The organism is Streptomyces pseudovenezuelae (genome assembly GCF_001513955.1).
Lineage (GTDB): Bacteria > Actinomycetota > Actinomycetes > Streptomycetales > Streptomycetaceae > Streptomyces > Streptomyces pseudovenezuelae.
Map to the genome: position 1 here is coordinate 1 of NZ_KQ948151.1, position 23,684 is coordinate 23,684.

General features: G+C 71.4%; 22 protein-coding genes and 2 pseudogenes. 7 read left to right on the forward strand and 17 right to left on the reverse strand.

Features of this window, described 5'->3' with window-relative positions; all coding sequences use genetic code 11:
• From AQI94_RS31715 to AQI94_RS31760, 10 genes are all read right to left on the reverse strand, one after another.
• Positions 1 to 2,322, reverse strand: a 2,322-nt coding sequence (locus tag AQI94_RS31715; RefSeq protein WP_062230055.1) for a bifunctional acetate--CoA ligase family protein/GNAT family N-acetyltransferase, incomplete at its 3' end; no start/stop codon positions are given.
• Between the two features lie 155 nt (positions 2,323 to 2,477).
• Complete coding sequence (locus AQI94_RS31720) at positions 2,478 to 3,383, reverse strand: universal stress protein (RefSeq protein WP_031053961.1); 906 nt, start codon at positions 3,381 to 3,383, stop codon at positions 2,478 to 2,480.
• Between the two features lie 149 nt (positions 3,384 to 3,532).
• Positions 3,533 to 4,141: a DoxX family membrane protein gene (locus AQI94_RS31725; RefSeq protein WP_062230056.1), complete on the reverse strand. Its 609-nt coding sequence runs from the start codon at positions 4,139 to 4,141 to the stop codon at positions 3,533 to 3,535.
• A 256-nt stretch (positions 4,142 to 4,397) separates the two neighbouring features.
• Entirely contained in the window at positions 4,398 to 5,093 is a 696-nt protein-coding gene (locus AQI94_RS31730) for an HAD-IC family P-type ATPase (RefSeq protein ID WP_031061806.1), read from the reverse strand.
• Entirely contained in the window at positions 5,083 to 5,331 is a 249-nt protein-coding gene (locus AQI94_RS45935; RefSeq protein ID WP_031061804.1) for a cation-transporting P-type ATPase, read from the reverse strand. Before AQI94_RS45935 ends, AQI94_RS31730 begins: the two co-directional genes overlap by 11 nt.
• A gap of 174 nt (positions 5,332 to 5,505) precedes the next feature.
• Entirely contained in the window at positions 5,506 to 6,336 is an 831-nt protein-coding gene (locus AQI94_RS31740) for a universal stress protein (RefSeq protein ID WP_031061802.1), read from the reverse strand.
• 172 nt (positions 6,337 to 6,508) lie between these two features.
• The gene (locus AQI94_RS31745) at positions 6,509 to 6,949 is read right to left on the reverse strand and encodes a pyridoxamine 5'-phosphate oxidase family protein (protein ID WP_031061799.1); all 441 of its coding nucleotides are present in this window, start codon (positions 6,947 to 6,949) and stop codon (positions 6,509 to 6,511) included.
• 118 nt (positions 6,950 to 7,067) lie between these two features.
• On the reverse strand, positions 7,068 to 7,769 hold the full coding sequence (locus AQI94_RS31750; RefSeq protein ID WP_062230057.1) for a helix-turn-helix domain-containing protein: 702 nt from the start codon (positions 7,767 to 7,769) through the stop codon (positions 7,068 to 7,070).
• A gap of 17 nt (positions 7,770 to 7,786) precedes the next feature.
• A complete protein-coding gene (locus tag AQI94_RS31755) occupies positions 7,787 to 8,860 on the reverse strand; it encodes a zinc-dependent alcohol dehydrogenase family protein (RefSeq protein WP_062230058.1) in 1,074 nt (357 codons plus the stop codon).
• Between the two features lie 132 nt (positions 8,861 to 8,992).
• Complete coding sequence (locus AQI94_RS31760; protein WP_031052701.1) at positions 8,993 to 9,991, reverse strand: Acg family FMN-binding oxidoreductase; 999 nt, start codon at positions 9,989 to 9,991, stop codon at positions 8,993 to 8,995.
• A 298-nt stretch (positions 9,992 to 10,289) separates the two neighbouring features.
• Between AQI94_RS31760 and AQI94_RS31765 the strand changes: the two genes are divergently transcribed.
• Complete coding sequence (locus AQI94_RS31765; protein WP_031052703.1) at positions 10,290 to 10,853, forward strand: Rv1733c family protein; 564 nt, start codon at positions 10,290 to 10,292, stop codon at positions 10,851 to 10,853.
• 640 nt (positions 10,854 to 11,493) lie between these two features.
• Entirely contained in the window at positions 11,494 to 12,195 is a 702-nt protein-coding gene (locus AQI94_RS31770; RefSeq protein ID WP_031052706.1) for a response regulator, read from the forward strand.
• Between the two features lie 481 nt (positions 12,196 to 12,676).
• Here AQI94_RS31770 and AQI94_RS31775 read toward each other — a convergent pair whose 3' ends face one another.
• Both AQI94_RS31775 and AQI94_RS31780 read right to left on the reverse strand, forming a co-directional pair.
• On the reverse strand, positions 12,677 to 13,192 hold the full coding sequence (locus AQI94_RS31775) for a V-type ATP synthase subunit D (protein ID WP_263973321.1): 516 nt from the start codon (positions 13,190 to 13,192) through the stop codon (positions 12,677 to 12,679).
• A gap of 181 nt (positions 13,193 to 13,373) precedes the next feature.
• Positions 13,374 to 13,913, reverse strand: coding sequence for an ATP synthase beta subunit C-terminal domain-containing protein (locus AQI94_RS31780; protein WP_225890329.1), 540 nt, complete (start codon positions 13,911 to 13,913; stop codon positions 13,374 to 13,376).
• 217 nt (positions 13,914 to 14,130) lie between these two features.
• Here AQI94_RS31780 and AQI94_RS31785 point away from each other — a divergent pair, with 217 nt between their 5' ends.
• The 4 genes from AQI94_RS31785 (at position 14,131) to AQI94_RS31800 (ending at position 17,751) form a co-directional block, all read left to right on the forward strand.
• Entirely contained in the window at positions 14,131 to 14,817 is a 687-nt protein-coding gene (locus AQI94_RS31785) for a CBS domain-containing protein (RefSeq protein ID WP_031047715.1), read from the forward strand.
• Positions 14,818 to 14,970: 153 nt separating this feature from the next.
• A complete protein-coding gene (locus tag AQI94_RS31790; protein ID WP_031047717.1) occupies positions 14,971 to 15,996 on the forward strand; it encodes a 6-phosphofructokinase in 1,026 nt (341 codons plus the stop codon).
• A 113-nt stretch (positions 15,997 to 16,109) separates the two neighbouring features.
• The gene (locus AQI94_RS31795; RefSeq protein ID WP_031047718.1) at positions 16,110 to 17,162 is read left to right on the forward strand and encodes a class I fructose-bisphosphate aldolase; all 1,053 of its coding nucleotides are present in this window, start codon (positions 16,110 to 16,112) and stop codon (positions 17,160 to 17,162) included.
• A gap of 247 nt (positions 17,163 to 17,409) precedes the next feature.
• A complete protein-coding gene (locus tag AQI94_RS31800) occupies positions 17,410 to 17,751 on the forward strand; it encodes a hypothetical protein (RefSeq protein ID WP_031047720.1) in 342 nt (113 codons plus the stop codon).
• Between the two features lie 9 nt (positions 17,752 to 17,760).
• Here AQI94_RS31800 and AQI94_RS31805 read toward each other — a convergent pair whose 3' ends face one another.
• The 3 genes from AQI94_RS31805 to AQI94_RS31825 form a co-directional block, all read right to left on the reverse strand.
• Positions 17,761 to 18,051, reverse strand: a complete 291-nt coding sequence (locus AQI94_RS31805; RefSeq protein WP_031047724.1) for a dsRBD fold-containing protein — start codon at positions 18,049 to 18,051, stop codon at positions 17,761 to 17,763.
• 31 nt (positions 18,052 to 18,082) lie between these two features.
• The gene (locus AQI94_RS31810) at positions 18,083 to 18,475 is read right to left on the reverse strand and encodes a universal stress protein (RefSeq protein ID WP_051832320.1); all 393 of its coding nucleotides are present in this window, start codon (positions 18,473 to 18,475) and stop codon (positions 18,083 to 18,085) included.
• 806 nt (positions 18,476 to 19,281) lie between these two features.
• Positions 19,282 to 20,025, reverse strand: coding sequence for a Gmad2 immunoglobulin-like domain-containing protein (locus tag AQI94_RS31825; RefSeq protein ID WP_225890330.1), 744 nt, complete (start codon positions 20,023 to 20,025; stop codon positions 19,282 to 19,284).
• 993 nt (positions 20,026 to 21,018) lie between these two features.
• On the opposite strand from AQI94_RS31825, the gene AQI94_RS31830 reads away from it, so the two are divergent.
• The gene (locus AQI94_RS31830; RefSeq protein ID WP_225890366.1) at positions 21,019 to 21,894 is read left to right on the forward strand and encodes a universal stress protein; all 876 of its coding nucleotides are present in this window, start codon (positions 21,019 to 21,021) and stop codon (positions 21,892 to 21,894) included.
• A 373-nt stretch (positions 21,895 to 22,267) separates the two neighbouring features.
• Here the strand turns inward: AQI94_RS31830 and AQI94_RS44780 are convergent.
• A pseudogene (locus AQI94_RS44780) lies at positions 22,268 to 22,982 on the reverse strand (glycosyl hydrolase family 65 protein); the annotation flags it as partial.
• 49 nt (positions 22,983 to 23,031) lie between these two features.
• Positions 23,032 to 23,643, reverse strand: a pseudogene (locus tag AQI94_RS31840) (universal stress protein); the annotation flags it as partial.
• Positions 23,644 to 23,684 lie beyond the last annotated feature (41 nt).

A 23,684-nucleotide genomic window follows, 5' to 3' on the forward strand; every position in this document is an offset into this window, starting at 1 on the left:
CAGTTCGGTGCCGCGGGCCGCGAGCGGCTGGACCACCACGCCGGTGAGCAGTCCGGCGAACCGGGTCTCCAGGTCGCGGAAGGCGGCGCGGACCTGGCTGTCGCCGCGCAGGTCCAGATGGACCGCGTGCTGCGCGCTCTTGTGGAGCAGACCGGGCCAGTAGCCCTTCATGACCACCAGGCCGCCGGGACCACGCATCCGGTCGGCCGCCAGGACGGCCTCGTCCTCGGTCGTGGCCCAGGCCCAGGGCAGCTGTGGAATGCCGTAGCAGTCGAGGAGCTCGGCACAGGTGCGCGGGTCGAGCCAGCCTCCGTCGGGGTGGGCTTCGAGGTACGTCCCGATGCAGGCATGGGCACGGGCCGTGTCGATGCCGTCGAGGTCCGGGACGGTACCGGCGGGGCGGGCAAGCCAGGCCGCCCGGCGCGCGGCGTGGGCCAGCGCCCGGGCCGCTGCCTGCGGTTCGGCATACGCGGGTACGGTGCCGCCGCCGCTGCGGGACAACAACTCCACAGGCAGGGTCTGTTCGAGGCGTACGACGACGACCGGCTTCGGTCGGTGTCCCGGCCTGGCGGTGACCGCCTTGACGAGGTCGTCACCCGTGGCGGCCGCGACCGCGGTGGGCACAAGGGCCACCAGCACGGCGTCCACGCCCGGGTGCCGCATGATCCGGTCCACGCACTCGCCCAGTCGGTCCTGCGTGACGGCGGCCGTCACGTCCACGGGGTTGCCGATCGCGGCGCCCTCGGGCAGCACGGCGAAAAGGTCTTCGACGAGCATGGCGGGGGGCATCGGCAGAGTGAGTCCGGCTTCCGCGCAGGCGTCGGCGCTGAGCACACCCGCACCGCCCGCGTTGGTGACGATCATCACCCGCGATCCGGCAGGCAGCGGCTGGGAGTGCAACAGGGCCGCGGTCTCCAGGAGTTCACCCACCGAATGGGCGGCGGTGATGCCTGCCTGGGTGAACAGGGCCTGGCGGGTCATGGTGCGGGTGGCGGCCGCGGCCGTGTGCGAGGCGGCGGCACGGCGCCCGGCGTCGGTGCGCCCGGCGTCGACGGTGAGCACCGGCATGCGCCGGGTCACCCGGCGGGCGGTGCGGGAGAAGGCACGCGGGTTGCCGAACGACTCGAGATGCAACAGGGCGAGGTCGGTGTGTGCGTCGCTCTCCCACCACTGGAGCATGTCGTTGCCGCTCACGTCGTACTTGTCACCGAGCGAGACGAACGAGGACACACCGATGCCCAGCCGGGACATTCCGTCGAGCAGGGCGATGCCGACTCCACCGGACTGCACGGCCACACCGGCTGTGCCGGGGCGTGGGTGGTGCGCGGCGAAGGTCGCGTCCAGGCGGTGTTGCGGGTCGGTGTTCGAGATGCCCAGGCAGTTGGGTCCCACCATCCGCATCCCGTAGGTGCGGCAGGCGGCCAGCAGGGCCTTCGCCTGATCCGCGTCCAGCCCGGCGGTCACGACAAGGAGCGCGCGTACGCCCGCCTTGCCGCACTCCTCGGCGGTCGCGGGAACCGCTGGGGCGGGTACGGCGACCACGACGAGGTCGGGAGTCCTGGGCAGGGCGCTGACGCTCGGGTGGGAGGGTACGCCGAGGATGGATGTCGCGGCGGGGTTGACCGCCCACAGCCGGCCGGTGTAGCCGCCGGTCTTGAGCTGGTGCAGGATGGCGCGGCCCACGGAACCCGGCTTGCGCCCGGCGCCGACCACGGCGACCGCGGCCGGCCTCAGCAGGGGCCTCAGGCTCTCGACGTCGGCGGCCCGCCCGCGCTCTTCCACCGCCGTCAGATAGGTGTCGTCCTCGCCCAGCGCGATCGTGCAGCGCGCTTCCGGTCCCTCGAAGCGGCGGGCCGTGCGCAGACCGAGGTCGGCGAACAGGCGCAGCACTTCTTGGTTCTCGCTCAGGGCGTCGGCGATGAAGGAGGTGACGCCGTCCGCACGGGCCGCGGAGACCAGGTGCTCGACCAGGAGGGTGCCCACGCCACGGTGGTGCAGTCCGTCGGCGACCGCGATGGAGATCTCGGCCTCTGTTCCGATACCTCCGGTGTCGTACTCGGCGAGGCCGATCACCTGTCCGGACCGCTCGGCGAGCAGGGCACGGTAGCCGACGTGAGGTGTGGCGCAGGCGCGGTCGGCGGCCATCTCGGCCGAGCGGCGGCTGGCCGCGAAGAACCTCAGGCGCAGGTTCTCCGGGGACATCTCCTCGTAAAGGCCTTGCAGCTGGTCGTGGTCGGCCGCCGCCACGGGGCGGATGCACACGGTGGTGCCGTCCGCGAGCAGGGCATGGGTCCGGGGACCGCTGAGCGTTTCGTTCTTCATCGCGGCTCTCCTCCAGGTCTCTGTGCACTTCGAGCGTCCAGCGGAAAGGGGCGGGGGCCCATGGGCTGAGCGGCGGTGATGTGAGGGCCGGTCGGCCCTCGGTGACCGCGCCTCGGGGCCGGCCCGGGACCCGGGCGAGCCCCACACGCTCGGCGTCAGTGGTGCGGGAGCACGGCGACCGGGACGGCGGAGTGGTGCAGGACCGCGTGGGTGACGGGTCCGATGTGAGCGCCGAAGGACCTGCGCCGGGCCCGGCGGCCCACGACGACCAGGGAGGCCTCACGGGACGCGTCGATCAGCTGGCGGCCCGGGCTGTCGGAACGGCACACCTCGACGAGCTCGACCGACGGATACTTCTGCCGCCAGGGATGCAGGACCTCGCTCAGCGCGGCGGCCTTCTGACGGGCGATCTCGTCGTGGTACTGCGGGTCGAGGGAGAGGCCGTACACGTAGTACGGCGGCAGGTTCCAGGCGGACACGGCCCGCAGGGCGGTCTCGCGTCGGGCGGCTTCCTCGAAGGCGAACTCGATCATCGAGTCGTCGGGATCGTCGGTGTCGAGGCCCAGCACGACCGGGCGGAAGGGTGTACCCGCCGCCGGGATGCCGGCCAGGTCCGGCTCGTGCTCGTCGGCGGCCTGTTCCCCGGCACGGACCAGGATGACCGGCCGTTCGGCATGCGCCACGACCGCCAGGCCGACGGAACCGGGCAGAAATCCACTGATCCCGCTCAGCCTGCCCGAGCCGAGGACCAGCAGTTCGGCGTCCCGTCCCGCCTCCGCCAGGATTTCGGCCGGCCGGCCTGCCACGTCCTGCATGTCGACTTCGAGGCCCGGATGCCGCAGGCGGATGCCGTCCGCCGCGTCTCGCGGGACCTTCTCACTCCAGTACTGCAAGGTCTCACCGCCGAGGAGCGGTGCCTGGGCCATCGGCTCCGGCACGGGCTCCGAGACGTGGATCAGCTTCAGCGGCAGGCCGCGCGAGGCGGCTTCGCGGGCCGCCCACTCGGCGGCCGCGCGGCTTTCGGCGGAGCCGTCGAGACCTGCGACAACGGTGCGGACCATGATGCTGCCTCCTGATCTGGATGTCTGTCTCCAGCGTCGTGCGGTCAGGCCCGGCGAGGCAGGGGCCGCTGGTCCCGGAAGCCGGCCGACCGGCCCCACCGGGCGTGACGCGGCGGGTCCCGGCCGGGACCCGCCGTGCCGTTGCAGGGTCACTGGAGCCAGTGGTTGCGGCTGACGAAGGGCAGGCGTGCCCACACCTTGCCCAGCCCCCAGACCGTGCCGGCGCCCGCGGCCGCCAGGGCGATGAGGACGACGGCGTAGATCACGTGGTAGTCCACGAACGGGTTCGTCGACATGCTGGGCGAGCCGTCCGAGAGGTGCTTGGCGGGCGGCCACTCCGCGATCCACATCAGCGCCATCATCGCCGTACCGGCGACGGCGGCGAGTCGCAGGCCGATCCCGGCGATCAGTGCCAGACCGACGCCCAGCAGACCGAGCATGAACAGCCAGTCGGCCCATGCATCGCCCGCCCAGGAGTGGAAGGTGGACTCCATCGGTCCGGCGGCCACACCGCTCAAAAAGCCCTTGGTCGGCGAGCCACCGTCGATCCAGCCCTTGCCGGACTGGGTCGCGTAGCCGAAGCCGAACGTCTTGTCCAGGAACGCCCACAGGAAGACGAACCCGGTCAGCAGCCGCAGTCCGGCGAACACGTACGCGCCGGTCGCCGTGGCCGTGGCGGCCGCGTCGGCCGTTTCCGTCCTTCGCAGCGACGGGAACCGGAAACCTGCGTGTCGGTGCGGGTGATCGTGGACAGCCATGGTCGTGATCCTTTCGGGAGTCGGTGCGTTCACTCGTTCCTTGCACCGTCCAATCTGCTCGCCGCGGGGTAGCAGCGCCGCAGGCCGAAGGTCTGGGCACGGTGGGCTGAACGGCCCCTTTGGCGGGACCTGTCGGGCCCGGCCGCAAGGAGTGACACCGTCCAAGCTCGGCGTCCAACGCCGCGTCCAGGCCGCTGTCCTCGCCACCCACCTGGAGCGCCCCGATGCTTGACGGGTCGACGCAGTAGGTCCGTCGTCAGCGGACGAGCCGCTTGGCCCCGCGCACCTGGACGGCGGCGATCTGTACGACGAGGACGCCCGCCAGACACCACCACAGGGTGCGGTTGCGCAGTCGGTGGCGGCCGAGCAACGGGCCCTGATCGGCACGGGCGTTGAACGAGTTGAAGAGCTGGAACAGGACGAACGTGGTGAACGCCATCGTCAGCGCGGTGTCGGTACCGGCCCACGGCCGGGCGAAGGCCAGGAGCCCGACGGTACCGAGGGCCATGACGGCACCCGCCCTGCTGATCGCGATCAGACGGCGGGCGTCCAGGATCCGCTCGCCGGAGTCCCTCGGCTGGTGTCGCATCACGTCGTCCTCGGCCGGGTCGACCGCCCATGCCATGGCCGGGGGCCCGTCCATGATGATGTTGATCCACAGGAGTTGGGCCGCGGTGAGGGGGGCGGGCAGTCCTGCCACCGAGGCGCCCAGCAGGGTCAGGATGGCGCCGATGTTGGTGGCCGGCTGGAAGCGGACGAACTCGACGATGTTCGCGTAGATGGCGCGCCCTTCACGCACGGCACGCACGGCACGCACGATGGTGGAGAAGTCGTCGTCGGTGAGCACCATGTCGGCGGCTTCCTTGGCCACGTCGGTCCCGGTGCCTCCCATGGCCACGCCGATGTGTGCGGCCCGCAGCGCTGCCGCGTCGTTGACGCCGTCACCGGTCATGGCGCCGACATGGCCCCGCTCGGACAGCGATGCGCCGGGAGAGCTCCCGCGGTGTCATCCGGTCGAGCTCCACGCCCGTCACCACGTCTCCGTCGATGTCCAGCTCGCGCGCGACGGCCGCCGCGGTGTCCGCGTGGTCACCGGTGATCATCTTGACGGTCACCCCCGCGGTGCGGCACAAGGCGATCGCGTCCCGTGCCTGCGCGCGCGGTGGACCGGCGATTCCGGCGACGGACACCAGGGTCAGGCCGGTCAGCGGGGCGCCTGCTGCGTGTCGACGGACATTGGGAGTCCCTTTCCTCGGCGGGTCTGGGGGCGGGCAGGCGCGCGGTGCCGCTCTGAACCAGCTTCCGACTGCCTGCTGGCCCCTCGACAGGGCCGCTCGGGCCACCCCTGCCGGCCCGGGTGCCCCTTATCGGGTCGGTACCACCACCACCGGACAGTGCGAGCGGTGCAGCAGGGCGTGTCCGACCGTGCCCAGCCGCGGCGTGCTGCCGTGCCCGTGACGGCGAGCCCCGATCACCACGAGCCCGGCCTCCCGTGTCTTCTCCAGCAGGGCATGCGCCGGATCGGTGCGGACCGTCACGGTCTCGACGCCGACCCCCGTGTGGCGCTGACGCAGTTCGGCCACGTCGAAGCGTCCGACCGCCTCCTCGCCCGACTCGCGCCGTGCCGCCTCCCGCTGTCCCGGGCTCGCCCCCGGGATCAGCGACGGCAGCTCGGGCGTTTCGTGCCGGTGGCTCCAGGCGTGCAGGACCGTGAGCCGGGCACCGCGGCGCTCCGCCTCCTGGAAGGCGTAAGCGGCCGCGTCCGCGTCGGTGTCGCTCTCCAGGCCGAGCAGCACCTCGCGCGCACCGTCGCAGCGGTGGTCGCCGCGGACGACCAGGAGGGGGCTGTGGGTGTGCCCGGCAAGCCGCAGACTGACCGATCCGAACAGGGTGCCGGTGACCCGTCCCAGGCCCCTGGTACCGACGACGGTGAGGGCGGCGCCCTCGCTCTCCCGTACGAGGGCCTGCACCGCGGTGCCTTCGGCGGCGCCGGTCACGACCGGCAGCCCCGGATGGTGGTCGTGGATCCGAGCGGCAGCGGCTGCAAGCACCGGTCCCGCCTCGTCGTGATCCGCCACGGCGTAGAGGATGTGCAGGGTGGCGCCACGCCGCTCGGTCTCCTCGGCCGCCCAGTCCAGTGCTCGTACGGCGATCAGTGTGCCGTCCACTCCGACGACCACGCGCTGTCCAGACATGTCCCGGTCCCCTTCCGTGCACGTCCTCCCCGGCGCTTCGTCCACCGGGCTCTCGCGACGATGCTCGTCCACGAGCCAGGAAAGGGGGAGGGACCGCGTGGGTCGGCGCGGGCGCCGTGCGGCCCTTTCGCTCCGTGACGTTCGGTCCCGCGCGGGCCGCGGTGAGCTGTGCTCAGAAGGCGAGGCGGGTGCCGTACACGGAACGCCCGCCGATGAGTTCACGGCCCGTGATCAGCTCGGGTGCGATCCGCACGAACACCTCGGCGGGCGAAGGTGCCCAGGAGCGTGGTCCGACCCGGCACAGCCGCGCGTGCTCGGCCGGATCGTCCACCACCGCGGCCCGGCCCGTGACGACGACGCTCCAGCCGGACCGGGCGGCCGCGTCGACCTCGTCCGTCTCGAAGGCGACGACCACGCCGTCGACCGCGCGGACCAGTTCCGACGCCGCTGCTGTCCGCAGCAGCACGCCCCCGTCGTAGTCCAGGGAGAAGTTGACCGGCAGGACCGCGGGCAGGGCGTGGCGTGTGTGGACGATGCGACCCACAGGCACCCTCGCCATCAGGCGCAGACACTCCTGCCGGTCCAGTTCACGAAAGCCGTCGCTCGAATACATGGGCGGTCCAACCTTCACCGCGTGGTAAATCGTCTCCTCCAGCGTCTACCCGGCTCTTGCCGGAGCCTGAGGGGCCATTGGTCCCTGCCCACGCGCGGGACGGCCCTGCCCGGTTGGTTCACCCGCCGCCCGGCGGACGCTCCCTGATCAGCCGGCCGGTGATCTCGACCGGGTCGAGGCGGACCCAGAGGTCAGGCCGCCCGCCGGCCCAGGGTTCGCTGTACGCCCGCTCGGCCAGCCGCCGTACCTCGTTGGACCACGTCACCTCACGGGCCAGGCCGCGCACCAGCACGCTCCAGCCGTGCCGGAACACCTCGTCGATGTGGTCGGCCTCGAAGGCGACCTGCTCGCCGGGAAGCGCGCCCGGGAGGGAGCCGGGGGCGGTCCTGAAGACGATGGCACCGTCGACGACGGTGTAGTTCAAGGGAAGGATCGTCACGCCCTCGGCGGTGATCATGCCGAGCCTGCCCACCCCGTGCGTCGACAGCCGCTCCCAGCACTCGTCCGTGCCGAGTTCCACCGACTCCGCTGTTCTGCTCGCCCGGCCCGGACCCGGCGGCAGATCGACCTCACCGCCGGTGAGGACCGTGACCCCGGTGTCCAGCGCGTCGGCGAGCCGCAGGAGGGTGCCGACGCCCGGGGCGGCGGCGGGGGTCTCTTCCAGGCAACGGAGGTAGCCGGTGTCCATGCCGGTCCGGTCGACCACCTCCTGCCGGGTCAGGCCGAGCTCACCACGCCTGTCGGCGAGGCGGCGGCCCAGGTCACTGGCACCGAGGCCGGTCGCGGGCTGCGCCGCTCCCGCCGACGCGTGTTCACGCACGGCTCTCTCCTCCTCCGTCACGAGGACGCCGGAACGGCGAGTGCGTCGTGTCGCGGCTCGCCCAGCACGACCTTCAGGGCGCCGGTCTCGGACGCGCGGCCGAAGACGTCGTACGCCTCCTCCATGCTGTCCAGCGGGAAGGTGTGGGTGACCATCGACGCGGTGGGCAGTCGGCCGGCTGCCGCCATCCGCAGCAGGGTGGGCGTGGACGAGGTGTCGACCAGCCCGGTCGTCAGGGTCACGTTCTTGATCCACAGGTCTTCGAGATGCAGGGTGGCGGGCTTGCCGTGCACTCCGACGTTCGCCACGTGACCGCCGGGACGCACCATCCGCGTGCACAGCTCGAAGCTCTCGGGGACGCCGACGGCCTCGATGACGACATCGGCGCCCAGGCCGTCGGTGAGGTCGGCGACCAGTTGGGCGGGGCCCTCACGCACGGCCACGACGACGTCGGCGCCGAGCCGCTTGGCGGCGTCCAGCCGGGAGTCGGCGAGGTCCACGGCGATGATCCGCTCGGGGGTGTAGAGCTGCGCGGTGCGGATAGCGGCCAGTCCGATGGGGCCGGCGCCGACGACGGCGACGGTGTCCCCGGGGCGCACGGCACCGTTCAGCACGCCCACCTCGTAGGCGGTCGGATAGATGTCGGCGAACAGCACGGCGTCCTGCCCGCTCAGCCCGCCGGGCAGCCGGTGCACGGACAGGTCGGCGTACGGCACGCGCACGTACTCGGCCTGCGTCCCGTGGATCCGGTGGCCCAGGATCCAGCCTCCGCCGCCCAGACACTGGCCATACATGCCCTGCCGGCAGAAGCGGCAGCGGCCGCAGGCGGTGATGCAGGAGACCAGGACCTCGTCTCCCGGCCGGACGGTGCGCACGTCGCTGCCCGTCTCGACGATCTCGCCGACGGCCTCGTGGCCGAGAACCGTGCCGGGTGCCACCTCGGGCACGTCGCCCTTGAGGATGTGGAGATCCGTCCCGCAGATGGTGACCGCCTTGACCCGTACGACGGCGTCGGTCGGGTCCTGGACGGCCGGGTCCGGCACCTCCTCCCAGGCGGACTGTCCGGGGCCGTGGAAAACGAAGCCCTTCATGACCGTTCCTCCTTCGCTGCGGGGCACCGGGAGTCCCCCACGGTTCCAGCGTGGGCCGAGTGACCGGCGTCCGCATGGGCCGTTCGGTCCCCACCGCACGACGGGACGGCACTGCCCCGCCGGCAGGCCTTCTCACCGGAGCGTCTCCGGGTCGCTCACCGCCTGCGGGGCGCGCCGCGGGGTGGCGGCGCCCTCGGGGCCGTAGCCGAGGCGGACCAGCATCTGGGCGTGCCCCGTGTGCTCAGGCACGGGGTTCAGTTCGGTCCGCAGGTCGGGCCACTCCATCGGCTGGTGCAGCAGGGAGGCGCGCACGCCGTGGGCCGTGGCCAGCAGCAGTACGTGTTCGAGCGCTTGCCCGGTGCGCAGCCAGTCGGAGCGTCGATCGTGTTCGGTCGTGAGCAGAGCGATGAGCGGGGTGGTTTCGAAGTCCTGGGCGGGCAGCCGTTCGGGATGCCGCTGGGCGGTGAAGTCCCGCATCGGGATCTGCTCGCGCGCGTCCTGCGGTCCCAGGGTCGTCCTCGGCAGCCCGATGTCCGTGGCCCCGGCTCCGTCCGGTTGCAGCCAGCGGCGGCTCTCCGTGCCGCGGTCCGTGTCGGCGCGGTTGCGCTGCTCGGCCTCGGACACCACTCGGAGCATACGAGCCGTCTCGGTGGGGGCGGGGAAGGTGACGAGGGCGCCTTCCATGTGCGCGGCCTCGGCGAGTTCGGTGAGGACCCGCGGCGGGACCTGACGGCTGGAGAAGGGCATACGGCTGCTGTGCCTGCGCCAGACCGCAGGGTAGAGGTCGGCGCGGAGCGTTACCGTGGTGCGGTGGACGGGAGCCGTCATGCGCATCGTGGCCAGCAGGCCGGGTTCCTCGGGGCTGGGCAGCAGGCGTACGACGGGTGACCAGCCGAAGTGGAGCGCGGCGACGCGGAGGTTGAAGACGGATGCGCCCACCGAGACGTGCAGGGGGCGGCCGACGGGGTCGGCGTGGCGCAGGCTTCGTTCCGGGGCGGCCCGCACCTCCAGGGTGACGGTGTCGGGGTCGAGCCGGTAGCGCCAGGGCTGGCTGTTGAAGAACGAAGGTGCCGCCACAGCCGCCGAAAGGCAGGCTTCCAGGGTCGTGGCGTCGAGAGATGCGATGCGCATGATGCTCTCCTCCCGCACGAGCGACGGGCAGGTCCCGTGCCTTCGAGGGTGGGGCGGTGGGACGGTGCGGTGAGAGGGTCGATGGTCCCTTGTCCGGGTCCGACCGGGATACGGCCCACGCACCCGGCACGCCCCGACGGCCGACCCGGCGAACAGCACCGGGCCGAACGGCCCTTCTCTATAGGGGTCTTGACCCCGACGGTCCCCGCATCGGCCTGACAGGCCCCTGCCGCGGCTGAGCCACGGCTGTCACGTTCCTGAACAACGACAGTGACGGTGCATGGGGAGGTGCGGACCGATGGCCGGGCGTACGAGGACGTGGTTGTGGCGGTGGCGCGGCAATCCGCTCCGGCGGCGCGAGGACGTGCTGGAGGCGTGGCTCGTTCTGGTCGTCTGGGTGATCATGGCCGTCGGCGGCACGGTGGCCGGTGTGGTGACCGCCCAGGGGGCCGACGGGGTCTTCGCCCAGCAGCGCGCCGGGCGGACGCCGGTCCGGGCAGTGCTCCTCGTGGGCACCCCACCGGCCACTGCGCACAGCTTCCGGTCGCCGGCCGCGGTCCGCTGGACGGCGCCGGGCGGGTCCGTGCACACCGACAAGACCCTGGTGGAATCGGGCCGCCCCGTCGGCTCCGCGGTCGAGGTGTGGACCGACGCCCAAGGCGACCTGATGACCGCACCGACGAGCCGAACCGAGGCGTCCGTGGAGTCCGGCCTGCTGGGCGCGGCGTCCGCCTTCGCCCTCTCCGGCGTCGTGATCGGAGCCGGAAGCGTCGTACGCAGGGGACTCGACCGTCGCCGCCTCGCCCAGTGGGACGTGGAATGGGGCATGGTGGGACCCCGCTGGGGACACCGCACCGGTTGACTCTCACGTCGTTCACGCCGAGGGCGCTGCCCACGGCGGAGTCCAGGGGGCTTTCGGCCTGGGAAGGGGCAGGTCGGCCACTGCCCCAGGCCTGGCACACGATGCAGGCCGTCAGTGACCACGCCGTGGCGTACGGCGTTCGATCCCTCAGGGCCAGTGCCATGGTTGTCCTCGCCGTGTTCCTCCAACTGCTCATTCTTGTCGGTGCGTTGTACGACACCGATCGCCTGTGCGCGCCGGGCACCGTACGCGAAGCCTCGCAGCTCCGACGGGACAGCAAGCTGGAGAAGAGCGAGATACGGCCGGTGGCACGGCGTCTGCACGGCCGGATCGACTCCGCCGCCTACCGGTCCGGAATGCGCGACCTCACGGAGGGCCATCGGCCCACCCGACGGCGGCGTCCGGGCCAGGTTCTCCGTGACCGCGCCTGCGATGCCATGAGGCGGACGGGGACGCCGGCACCCGAAAGTCCGGGCACCGGCCCGCCTGGCGCCGCCTGCTCCCGGCCGCAGCTCACACCGAGGCTCCCACGAACGCTTGGCGTGACGGCTCTGCGCATGCCACGTGCACGGTGAAGGGCACACTGGACATGAGCAGGACCACCCGCAGACGGCACGTGACCGGGAGCGAGGGAGTCGAGATGGCCGAGGCACGCACCTTCACCCCGCAGGACCCCATCCGGGTCTTCCTCCTCGACGACCACGAAGTCGTCCGCCGCGGCGTGATGGACCTCCTGGACGCCGAGGATGACATCAGCGTCGTCGGCGACGCCGCCAACGCCGACCACGCACTCGTACGCGCCCCCGCCGTACGCCCCCACGTCGCCATCCTCGACGTCCGCCTGCCCGACGGCGACGGCATCACCGTCTGCCGCGAACTACGCAGCCGCATGCCAGAACTGGCCGTCCTGATGCTCACCTCGTTCGACGACGAGGACGCCCTCCTCGACGCCATCATGGCCGGCGCCTCCGGCTACGTCCTCAAACAGATCAAAGGCACCGACCTGATCTCCGCCGTCCGCACCGTCGCCTCCGGCCAGTCCCTGCTCGACCCCGCCACCACCGCCCGCCTCATGCAATCACTGCGCGCCGAACCCACCGACACCCCCGCCCTCGCCCCCGAACTCGCCGGCCTCTCCCCCCGCGAACGCGACATCCTCGCCCTCATCGGCGACGGCCTCACCAACCGCGAGATCGGCAAACAGCTCTACCTCAGCGAGAAAACCGTCAAGAACCACATCTCCCGCCTCCTGTCCAAACTCGGCGTCCAACGCCGCGTCCAAGCCGCCGTCCTCGCCACCCACCTGGAACAACCGGAGACCGCGAATCACTCCTCGGGCTGAGGGGCACGCAAGCGGCTGGAGATGCGAGAGGGCCGATCGGCCCTGACGGCGGGGTGGCACGGCCCGCGTTCCGGGGTCGTTGGCCTCAAGCGGAGGAAGCGGACGCGGAGAAGACTCCTTGGGGCACGCGGCACCGAATCGATCGGAGCACCGCGGACGGCGTCCAAGGAGGCGGCGATCATGAGGCGGATCCAGCAGACCAAGTGCCCCCGTACTCCCCGCCGGCCGGAGCCCCAGGACCTGCGCACGCCCTCCGGGCGTCCCCTCCCCTACTGAGCGCGTACAGCCGCGGCCGTACCCCTCGAATGGGGCCGGTCGGCCCTGGCGGGCACGTGGTCGAGATGATGTGCTGGAGGTGGCGGGAAGAGCTCGCCGGGAGACGCGGGGAAGCGCCTTCGGGGCGCGCACCGCGCAATCAGGATCCGCGAGAAGCGGATGGGCCCTTCCCGCCCTGTGCTGCCCGGTCGGCACCGTGACCGCGTCACGTGGGGTCAACGGCCCTGTGCCTGCATGTCCGCCACCCACTTCCCGCGCACCGCGTCCTCGTGCTCGTTCTGGTCGAGCCCGCGTCGACCCGGGCGAGTACGGTCTCCAGCCGCGGAATCCAGTGCCGCCGCACGGCCCGCACCCGCCGCCGGGTACTGAGCAGTTCGTCCCCCACGGCGCGGGCCGCGGCACCGGCGGCGGCGTACTCGGCGGCTGCCCGTACCGCGTCCGCGTAGGCGGCCCCGGCGTGGACCAGGGCGGTGTTCGCCGGTGCCGGTTCGTCCGGATCGGCATCCGGCACGGCACACGAGGCGGCACGAGGATGCCGTACGCCCATCGTCGAGGTCCAGGTGATCTCCCGTTCCGCGGGACGCCGCGCGAGGGCCGTGTCGAGAGCGTCCTCGCCCCCGAGGGGCAGTCCGCGTCGCACCCAGGACTCCGCCTCCGTGAGCCGCGCGTGCTGCGCTCGGCGCGCAGCAGTTCCTCGTGGCGGGGCGTGAAGGACGCGCATTTTCCGGTCGAGCAGATCAGCCCCGTGGCGCGCCACTTCCAGGCCACGGCGCAGTTTGAGACGTCCGGCCCGGCCGGGGGGGTACGCGCAGCTCCGTCATACGAGCACTTGCTCTCCGGCGCGCGATGGGCGTCAAGGAACTCGGCCGGTAGCACGGTCAGTTGGCCGCCTGGCAGCGTCATCAGCACCTGCCAGGCGCCCGCTCCAGCATCTGATCCAGGGTGCGCAGTTCGTCCCGCCGCTGGTCGAGGAGCCCGCGCGCGAAGGCGTCCTCGAAGTCCAGGGAGCACCGGTCGGCCGGGCTGAGCGCCGCCTGCCCGGCGAGGTCGGCGAGTTCCCTGACCTGACGCGCGCGGGAAAGAGCCGACAGCAGCTGAGCCGCCACGTCGAGGCGGTGGGCACGCGTGCGGCCAGGTCCGGCACCCTTGCGCATCAGGCGCGACAGCGAGGACAGGGCGTCCACCGGGTGGACGCCTCGCGCATGCAACTGCCGGGACAGCACGATCTGGCCCTCGGTGATGTATCCGGTGAGGTCCGGCACCGGGTGCGTGATGTCGCCAGCGGGCATGGTCAGTACGGGCAGCACCGTGACGGAGCCCGGCAGGCCGCGCAGTCGCCCGCAGCGCTCGTACAGGGAAGCCAGATCGCTGTAGAGGTGGCCGGGGTAGGCCCGGCGGGCGGGGATCTCGCCGCGGGCGGCGGAGACCTCCCGTAGTGCCACGGGCCGCTTCTCGACAGGGCGGGCTGCTCCGGTGCTCGGCCTCCCACGCGCCGGTTCGGGCCGCATGGGCACAAACAACTTTGATCAGGGCCGGACCGCCCCGTTTCCGGTCCGACCGGACCTCAACGGGTCCTGACCGGCCCTCGTACGGACGGTCCGTCCCTGACACGCTTGAGATGTGACGGCGCAGGCTGTCACGCCACGAAGGGAGGACGACATGCAGCACCGTACTGTTGCCGACCTGATGAGCCACGATGTCGTCCGGGCTAGGCGCGACACGCCGTTCAAGGAGATCGTCGAGCTGCTCGCCGACAACGGCATCACCGCCGTTCCCGTGGTGGACGAGTTGGACCACCCTCTGGGTGTGGTGTCCGAGGCGGATCTGCTGCGCAGGTGCTCCACCCGGACCGACCCGTTCAGCCGGATTCCGAAGCCGCACCCGGAGGGGCCGGAATCCGCCGCAGCCGAAGCCGCGGCAGAAGGCGCCACCGCCGAGGAACTCATGTCCGCCCCTGCCCTGTGCGCACACCCCGAGTGGACCGTCACAGAGGCGGCCCGTCTCATGGCGCTCCACCATGTCAAACGGCTGCCCGTCGTGGACGAGGCGGACCAGCTCAAGGGCATCGTCAGCCGCAGCGACCTGCTGCGGATCTTCCTGCGCCGGGACGACGCCATTCGCGACGAGATCACCGGGGACGTGCTGCGGCGGACACTGAACCTCGCCCCCTCGGACGTGACGGCCGAGGTGCACGAGGGCAGGGTTACCCTCGGGGGAACCGTTGAGTCGAGCAGCCTGATCCCCGTCATCGAACGGCTGTGTCGCAACGTCGACGGCGTGGTCTCGCTCTCCGCGCACATCGGGTACCGGTTCGACGCCTCAGGGACAGCCCCTGCTGGGAAGTGAGTACCCAGACCTCGGGAAAGTCGCCGCCGAAGTCCCCGGCGCTGATGATGGAGAGAGACACCTGGCTCTCCGGGTCCATGCGCCGGGCCGACCCGTGACGCACCACGTCGTGGGCGAAGGCCGCCCTCCGCCCGGGAAGAAAGGGAGCAAGCCATGAAGATCGCAGTACTGACCGGAGGCGGTGACTGCCCCGGCCTCAACGCCGTGATCCGCAGCGTCGTCCGCAAGGGGACCCAGGACTACGGTTTCACGTTCGTCGGACTGCGCGACGGCTGGCTCGGCGCCCTTCACGACAGTGTGCTGCCTCTGGGCATCGCCGAGGTGCGCGGGATCCTGCCCCGTGGCGGAACCATCCTCGGTTCCTCCCGCACCAATCCCCTCAAGCATGACGACGCAGTGCGGCGTATCCGGGACACCCTGGACGCGCACCAGGTCGACGCGCTCATCGTGATCGGCGGCGAGGACACCCTCGGCGCCGCCACGGAGCTCAGTCGCCAGGGAATCAAACTGGTCGGCGTGCCCAAGACCATCGACAACGACGTGGCCGGCACCGACTACACCTTCGGCTTCAACACGGCCGTCGGTATCGCCACCGAGGCCATCGACCGGTTGCACACCACCGCCGAGTCGCACATGCGGACGCTGGTGGTGGAGGTGATGGGCCGGCACTCCGGGTGGATCGCCCTGCACGCGGGGGTCGCGGGCGGCGCCAACGTCATTCTCGTCCCGGAGCGGCCGTTCGACATCGACCAGGTCTGCGCCTGGGTGAAGAGCCGCTTCGAGATCAATTACGCGCCGATCGTGGTGGCTGCCGAGGGCGCCGCCCCCAAGGAAGGCCAGATGATCCTCAAGGACCGGTCCGTGGACGAGTACGGCCACGTACGCCTGTCGGGGATCGGTGAGTGGCTGGCTCAGGAGATCGAGGGGCGCACCGGAACAGAGGCCCGCACCACGGTTCTCGGCCACGTCCAGCGCGGCGGCACGCCCAGCGCCTTCGACCGGTGGCTGGCCACACGCTTCGGGCTGCATGCGGTCGACGCCGTCAAGGACGGCGACTTCGGCACGATGGTCGCCCTGCGCGGCACGAACATCGTCCGCATCCCCCTCGATGAGACCCGCGGCCGGACCAAGGTGGTGGACCCGTCGCTGTACGACGAGTTCGGAGTGTTCTTCGGCTGAGGTGTTCCCAGGGTCGTTCGGCGCTTGTCACGGAACCGAACGGCCCTGTCGCACGACCACCCTGCGCCGCACAGTGGGGCCATGAGCCGTTCGAACCTCGCGGAGGTGGAGCGATGACCGACGTTCACAGCCTGCTGGGCGACGAGGCGAAGGACCTGCTGACGCACACCGCCCAGGGCATCCCCAAAGAGGACCTGCATCTTCCCGGACCCGACTTCGTCGACCGGGTCCTGACCACGACCGACCGCTCGCCCCGGGTGCTGCGCAACCTGCAATCCATCTTCGACCACGGCCGTCTCGCCGGCACCGGATACCTGTCGATCCTGCCCGTCGACCAGGGCATCGAGCACTCCGCCGCCTCCGCGTTCGCCCCCAACCCCCGCTACCTCGACCCCGAGAACATCGCCGAACTCGCCCTCGACGGCGGCTGCAACGCCGTCGCCAGCACCCTCGGCGCCCTCGGAGCGGTGTCACGACGCTATGCCCACCGCATCCCGTTCATCGTCAAGCTCAACCACAACGAACTGCTGACCCACCCCAACCACTACGACCAGATCATGTTCGGCACCGTCCAGCAGTGCTTCGACCTGGGCGCGGCCGGTGTCGGTGCCACCGTCTACTTCGGCTCCGAACACTCCGACCGCCAACTGCGGGAAGTCACCGAGGCTTTCGCCCGCGCCCACCAACTGGGCATGTTCACCGTCCTGTGGTGCTACCTGCGCAATCCGGCCTTCAAGAAGGACGGCATCGACTACGCGGTCTCCGCCGACCTGACCGGCCAGGCCAACCATCTCGGCGTGACCATCGAGGCCGACATCGTCAAGCAGAAACAAGCCGAGAACAACGGCGGCTACCGCGCCCTCGCCTTCGGCAAAACCCACGACCTGGTGTACGACCGGCTCACCACCGACCACCCCATCGACCTCACCCGCTGGCAGGTCGCCAACTGCTACATGGGCCGCACCGGCCTCATCAACAGTGGCGGCGCCTCCACCGGCCACGACGACCTCGCCCAGGCCGTACGCACCGCCGTCATCAACAAACGCGCCGGCGGCACCGGCCTCATCACCGGCCGCAAAGCCTTCCAGCGCCCCACCATCGAAGGTATTCAGCTCCTCCACGCCGTCCAGGACGTCTACCTCGACGACAGCATCACCATCGCCTGACGAACGGGACGGGCCACACAGGTCGCGTGGCGTAATGCGCCTCGAAGGCGTCGAGGAGTCCTACACGAAGGCGGCGCACCTGCCGGGCCGCGCGCCGGATGTGGGCACCGAGCTGTGTGCCCGGTGACGCCGGCCCCCACGGATGGCGGGGCGGCAGGGCAAGCCCCGCCCTCCCCTGCCCACCCCTCGACAGCGACGGTGAGACGAAATGGCACACGCTTCTCACGGAAACGGCGCCGGTCGCCCCATGGCACCGGGCTCGGCGCGCGCCAGGCGCGACGTACGCCGCGCCTGGCTGTTCCTCCTGTTGATCCTCCCGGCCTTCGTCCTGGCAGCACTCGTGGACAGGGGGTTGCTGAGTCTTCAGGGTTACGACGCCGGGGAGAGCAGCGTGCCCCTGCACGTGACACTCGTGGCGGGCGGATCGGGATTGCTGGTGCTGATCGTCCCGGGTGTCGGCGCCCTCTTCTACGGTCTGCGCGCACGACGGCACAGTGACCCGGCCGGAACGGCCCCCGGCCTGGCCGGAGGGGACGTGGCCGCCGCCCTGCTGCTTCTGAACATCGTCGCGCTGGTGCTCGGCCGCTGACCCAGCGGATCACATCGGCCAGCCGACCGCCGAAGGCGCCTCCCGGCTCGTCGCCGAGGTGCCCAGGGCCTCGGTGTCGGCCTCGGCCGCGTTTACCAGTTGCCGGGCAAGGCCCTGCAGGGCTCTGCCTGCGGCCAGCTCGCCACCGATCTCCGGCACGTCGGTGTCCTCGGGGTTGCAATGTGCGGCTCCGTAGCCGTTCAGCGAGGTGGTTCCGGCTTCCAGCGCCACCCGCGCCTTCGTCGTGCCCTCGTCATCGAAGAGGTAAAGGCGGACTGTCCATTCCGCTGTGTGCGACATAGCAGCCTCCTCGTCCGTGTTTCGGTCGCTCTCAGCCGACCGGTACGAATACGACCGGGCAGTGCGCCCGGTGCAGCAGGCCACGAGTGAACGAACCGGTGTGCGGGCCGAGGCCCAGCCCGTGCCGGTGGCGTGCCGTGATCACGGCGAGGTCGGCCGCACGAGAGGCCTCCACCAGTGCCCCGGCGCCACCCGTCCACACCGTGTCGACACGGACTCCGACTCCCACGTCCGGGAACTTCTCACGCGCCGCGGCCACCGTCATGCGGGGCACGGCAGCCTCGCTGTCGGCCAGGGCCTTCCGCTCGGTGGGAGACAGGCGCAGACCGCTCGCCGGCTCCGGCACGGCCGAGACGTGCAGAGCCCACACCTCGCCGCCTCGCCGGCGTACCCCCTCGAAAGCGAACAGCGCGGGCACCGGCATCGACGTCGTCCGCCACCCCCATGAGCACCCTGCCGTGCTCCGGCTCGCCGGACAGCCACTCGCCGCGCACGACAGGCAACGGGCTGCCGCAGCCGGCGGCGACCCGCAGACTCACCGACGTCCCCAGCACTTCGGCGGAGCGGCCCGCCCCTCGACTGCCCAGCACGGTCAGTGTGGCCCGGTCCCCGCACCGCTGGCCCAGCCCTTCCTTGGCGCGGTCGGCGCCTGGTACCAGACCTCGGACACCGAGGCGACCGCCCTGCTGGCGTAGGCAGTCCGAACCGCGTCACCCCATCGGCCACCCGCCACCTCGCGCCCCCTGTCCGAGCGGTAGGCACCCGGCGGACGACGTTGGCCGCGGGCGGCTCTCAGGCGTACTCCACACGGAAGGTGTCCCCCGCCAGTGGCGCGTCGTCCGGAACAATCTCGTCGCCGCCGCGCAAGTGACCGAGCCGACCGCGGCGAGACAGCAGCACATCGCACACCTCTACGCATGGGGCCGGGCAGACCTGAAACAGGTCCGACCGGCTCTGCCCCACGACTACGCCGACCAGGATGGTGGACTGTGCACCCGTGAGAGCGGCGCCGGATCCCACCACCGCGGGACGGCAACTGGCAGGCACGCCCGTCGACGGGGTCCGGCGCCGCGGACATCCGTCGTCGACATCACACACCCGTCGTCGCCCTCTGCGTTGCACCGCTGCTCGGTCAGTTCGCGTTCGTGTGAGATGAGCTCAGTCAGCACTCTCGAACGGATGGCGCCTACCCGCAGGAAGGCCAACGCCCCGGCGCCCGTCGAGGCTGCGTCATCGCATGACCGTCACAGGCACCGTGTCCTCTGTCACCGCGTGACCGTCCTCCAGCGAGTTCCAGTACGCGGTGAGCAGGCCCGACCCCGAGCGGGTCGCTCGGTACGGGATCGTCACGTCGAAGGTGCCCCGGGTTCCGCTTCCGGAGGTCGCCGTGGCGTAGACGTCGGCCGCGGTGTGGCCGGCGGCATCGGTGATCTTCAGGCGAAAGGTGGCCTCGAAGGTGTTGGCGCTGCCCCAGACCCGGACAGGCATGCGGACGGTGTCACCGATCAGTGGGGACTCGACGAGGACGAGAGGCGCAAGCTCCTCGAAGTCGGCGCGGCCCACCGGCCCGTTGAGGACGATGCCCTCTCCTCCGAAGGACGTCACTGGCTTTCCGTCCACCTTGAAGCGCACCTTCTCGATGGCCGGGAAGCGCGTGGCGGTGAACACGACCTGGGCGAGCCGGGCCCTCATGGACAGGCTGCCACCGCCGTCGTCGTAACGGCCGGACATGTCCACCGTGGCCACGTGACGGCACACCACGATCGAGCGGAGCGCCGTACCCGAGGGGATGGCCGTGGTACGCCGCTGGCCGCGTTCGTAGCGGCTCGGCCCTGCCAGGAGGGCACGCAGCGCGCCCGCCGCGGTGGCGGGCGGGGTCACCGTGCGGGGGGCGGGTGAGATCTTCTCTCCGTGCAGGAAGTAGACGGACGCCCGCACCTGGTGCTGGGTGCCGCGCGGCGGGGAGGGTGGCACCGGCGGTGTGGAAGTCCCGGGCGTGCCGCCGCCGTTGGGGCCGGACGGTGTCCCTGTGCCGCCAGTACCCCCTGCGCTCGGGATTCCTGGCGTGCTCGGCGTGGTCGCAGCGCTCGGCCGTCCGGTGCCGGGTGAGGTGCCCCCGGCACCGGTGTCGCTGCCGCACGCGCTCGCCGCCGGCGTAACGAGCAAGGCTGTCATGGCGATGATCACGGGCCGCCGCAGCCAGGGAGACGTTCGCGGGATGGGTTTGGTGGTAGGCATGGCATGCTCCTCCGACACCTCCAGCCAACTCCTCGTAGGCGCGTACTCCAAGTGCCCTACGGACCACGGCACATGGGCCGTACGGCACTCGTCAGCGGAGCGGTTCGTCGACTGACTCGGGATCAGGTGTGCGGGCCGGCGGAGGCCCGCGACGGAGCGCCACGTCCTCGACCCGGGCGGCTCCGCCGGTGAGGGGCCATGCGAGCAGGAACAGAAATCAGTTGATCGCCAACGCCTTCGTCGGCGCTCATCGGTTCGCCCGCGAAGATCTGCCGGCACGCGCTCGTCACGACGGCACCCGACTCGGCGACCCGTTTCTGCCCCTGCCCGGGACACGGCCCGCCGAGAAAGTGCGATGGAGGTCGTCCTTGGCGTGAGTGGGTCAGCAGTCTGCGCAGGTCGTCGTCCCGGGACCGGACGGGGTCACCGGGACAGGGGTTCGCATCTCCTTGGAACGAGTGAACGACTCGCGGGCTTCAAGGGGGTGTCCGTGCCGGCCGCCTAAGGCCACCGTGGCACAACCCCCGTCCGCCAGCGTCAGCCGACCTGACCGTCGCGCCGGCTTCCCGGCACCGAAAGGCGCCGAAAGGGCCGTTCGGCATCAGGCCTTGGACGTACCGGCCCCTGACAGCCACGCCACCCGGCGCCGATGCTGAAGTAGCAGCGGTCCGCACAGGAACATGCGGACGCCGGTCAGAGGAGGTGTTGACCGTGTTGCGGCCAGTTGTCGTGGGATGGGACGGTTCGAGCAGGAGCATCGCCGCTGCCGACTGGGCGGCCAGGGAAGCCTTGAGGCGCGGCCTGTCCCTCCAAGTGATGCAGGCGTGGGAGGGCGTGACGTCGCCATGTGACAGGGAGCGTCCGGAGCTCAACGCACCGCGCTGTCTGGCACGGCATGCGCTGACCGACGCCGCCGACGGGATCCGCGCGACCTACCCGAAGCTCTCCGTGAGCACCCGGCATGTCGCCGGCTCCGCCACCGACGTCCTGATCGCCGTCGGTGCCGAGGCCGAGCTGCTGGTGCTGGGCAGCCGCGCGGTCAGCGGAGTCGGCGGGTTCATCGCGGGTTCGGTGGCTCAAGTCGTCGTGGGCCACGTGGCCAGGCCCGTCGTACTCGTGCGCGAACGTGGGACGTTGGAGGACGAGCATCTTCCGGACGCCGATGGACGGCCGTCGACGCACACGCCCTATCGTGACGTCGTCGTCGGTGTCGATCCGGGGTCCGCGAGCGAGGAGTTGCTCGCGTTCGCCTTCGAGAGCGCGGCGCTGCGTGACGCGCCACTGCGGGTGGTGCACACCTGGCGTCCGCCGTATGTGCAGGCCGCCGCCGTGGCGAGGGCGCACAGAGCGGTGGCCGCGTCGGCCGCGCGGTCGCTGGCTGCGGCCGTCGCACCGTGGCGGGAGAAGTTCCCATCCGTGGAGGTGCACGAGCTGGTGCTGAAGGGCCGGGCTTCGGAGGCTCTGCCGACTGCCGGGCAGGAGGCGGGACTGCTGGTCGTCGGACGCCGGATCCGCGTCGGCCGTCTCGGCGCGCACACCGGGTCCGTCGCACACGCGGCGATCCATCACGCTCGTTGCCCGGTTGTCGTGGTGGCGCACGAGTGAGCGGTTCGACACGAGCCGTCGCGAGATCTGGCCCGGCCTCTTTCCGAGCGGCACCCGAGAAAGGTGGGCGGGAGGCGGGTCGGCGCGTGTGTACCCCGCGCACCGGCCTGCGACCGACGGCCCACGTGCGGTCGCAGCCCCTCCCGGAGCCGCCTCCCTGGCGCGGATGCTGCTCTCTCTGGTGAGGAACGGGCCCCGCGCGGAGCCTTGGCCGGCATCCCCGCCTGATGCCAGGATCACCCCTTGACGTCCCGTGCCGGAGAGGCGAACGGCTCCCCGTGAGGGCCGCTGAGGGTCTTGCGCCGTGGCGGCGAGACGATATGACGGTCGGTCAGTCCTCCAGGACCAGCCGCACGCTCTCTCCTGGCTCCACGACGACCGCCCGGCCCGGCAGCCGGATGTCGATCGGGTCCGCGTCGGACGACGGGACCAGGACGTCGAGACGTCCGCGCTCCAGCCGCAGCTGTACGCCCCAGTGCTCCTGGTAGCGCAGCGAGAAGCCGTACGACGACAGTTCGGGCAGCGGTACCGGGTCGAGCCACGGTGCGCCGGCCCGGGTCTGGAGGCCGGTCGGTGCGCGCTGGACGAGATCGAGGGTGCCCGCCATGGCGCCCAGATGAATGCCCTCCGCGGTGAACTCGGTGCGCGGGGCGGCAAGATGGGGGGCGGCCATGTGCGGCAGGCGCAGCTGGCGCAGCTGGCGGACCGACAGCGCCTTACCGGGGCCGAGCCCTTACCGTGTGTGGCGCTCCAGTGAGCCGCAGGCCAGGTGCAGGACGTAGCAGTGACCGAGCGGCGGTGAGGTGTCCGGGGTGAGCCACTCGCCTCCGGTGACGAGGAAGCGCAGCGGCAGTCCAGTTGGGGAGGTTGACCATGTCCTCGTTCTCGACCCGGCGTCCGGCCACCTCTGAGGTGAGGCGGTCGTAGCAGCTGGCCGCCTAGGTGCCCGGGTAGTGCACATCGCCCGCCGGACACTCGGTGAACGCCCCACGGGTGGCCATATACCCTTTGCCGAGCGTGCACAGCGATTCCCTCAGGCCCTGGTCAGCGAGCTCGTAGCCGTCGTACTCCCATGTCCACGACGTCACCTCGGCGATCCCCCTTCGACGTCTGTCGGAAGCGGCCCGTCCACCACATTCACATGTACCGTGGAACGACCGCCACCGGGCATTGGGCGTGATGCAGCAGGATGTGACTCACCCGGCCGAGCTGGAGCCCGAACCCGAAGTGGCCCGAGCGGCGCCGTGGGCTGACGACCACGAGGTCGGCGGCGGCCGAGCGGTGCCCGAGGACGGTGTGGGCCGGGACTCCACGGTGGTACCGCGCACCCGGATGCTCGGCCACGGCGTCGCGCAGAAACCTCGTCAAGCTGGGCCGACGCGTGCCCCTCGTGACGATGGCCCTGTTCCGCGGTGTGCAGCGGTTCTCCAGCGCGCTCAGCGCGGCGGCGTCCTCCTTGTGCGCGGCGGGGACGACGTACCGGTCCTGGTACTGGGCGACGGCGAGCAGCCGGTGCAGGTCCTCCGCCTCCCGGGCGGTGAGTCCTACGGCCTTCAGCGCACCCTCGTCCCCGCCCTCGTCGAGGGCGCGTGAACGCATGTGGGAGCGCAGTGCGGTGAGCTTCATCAGCACCCCCGCGACCACGTCGGTGTCCCCGGCGGTGAACAGTTCGGCGAGGTACTCCAGCGGGATGCGCAGCCGGGTGACGGCCGCGAAGGCGTGGTCGGGGTCGTCCTGGTCTCCGCCCGTCCCAGCCCGGGCCTCTCCGGCGGATCAGGCCATGGTCCCGG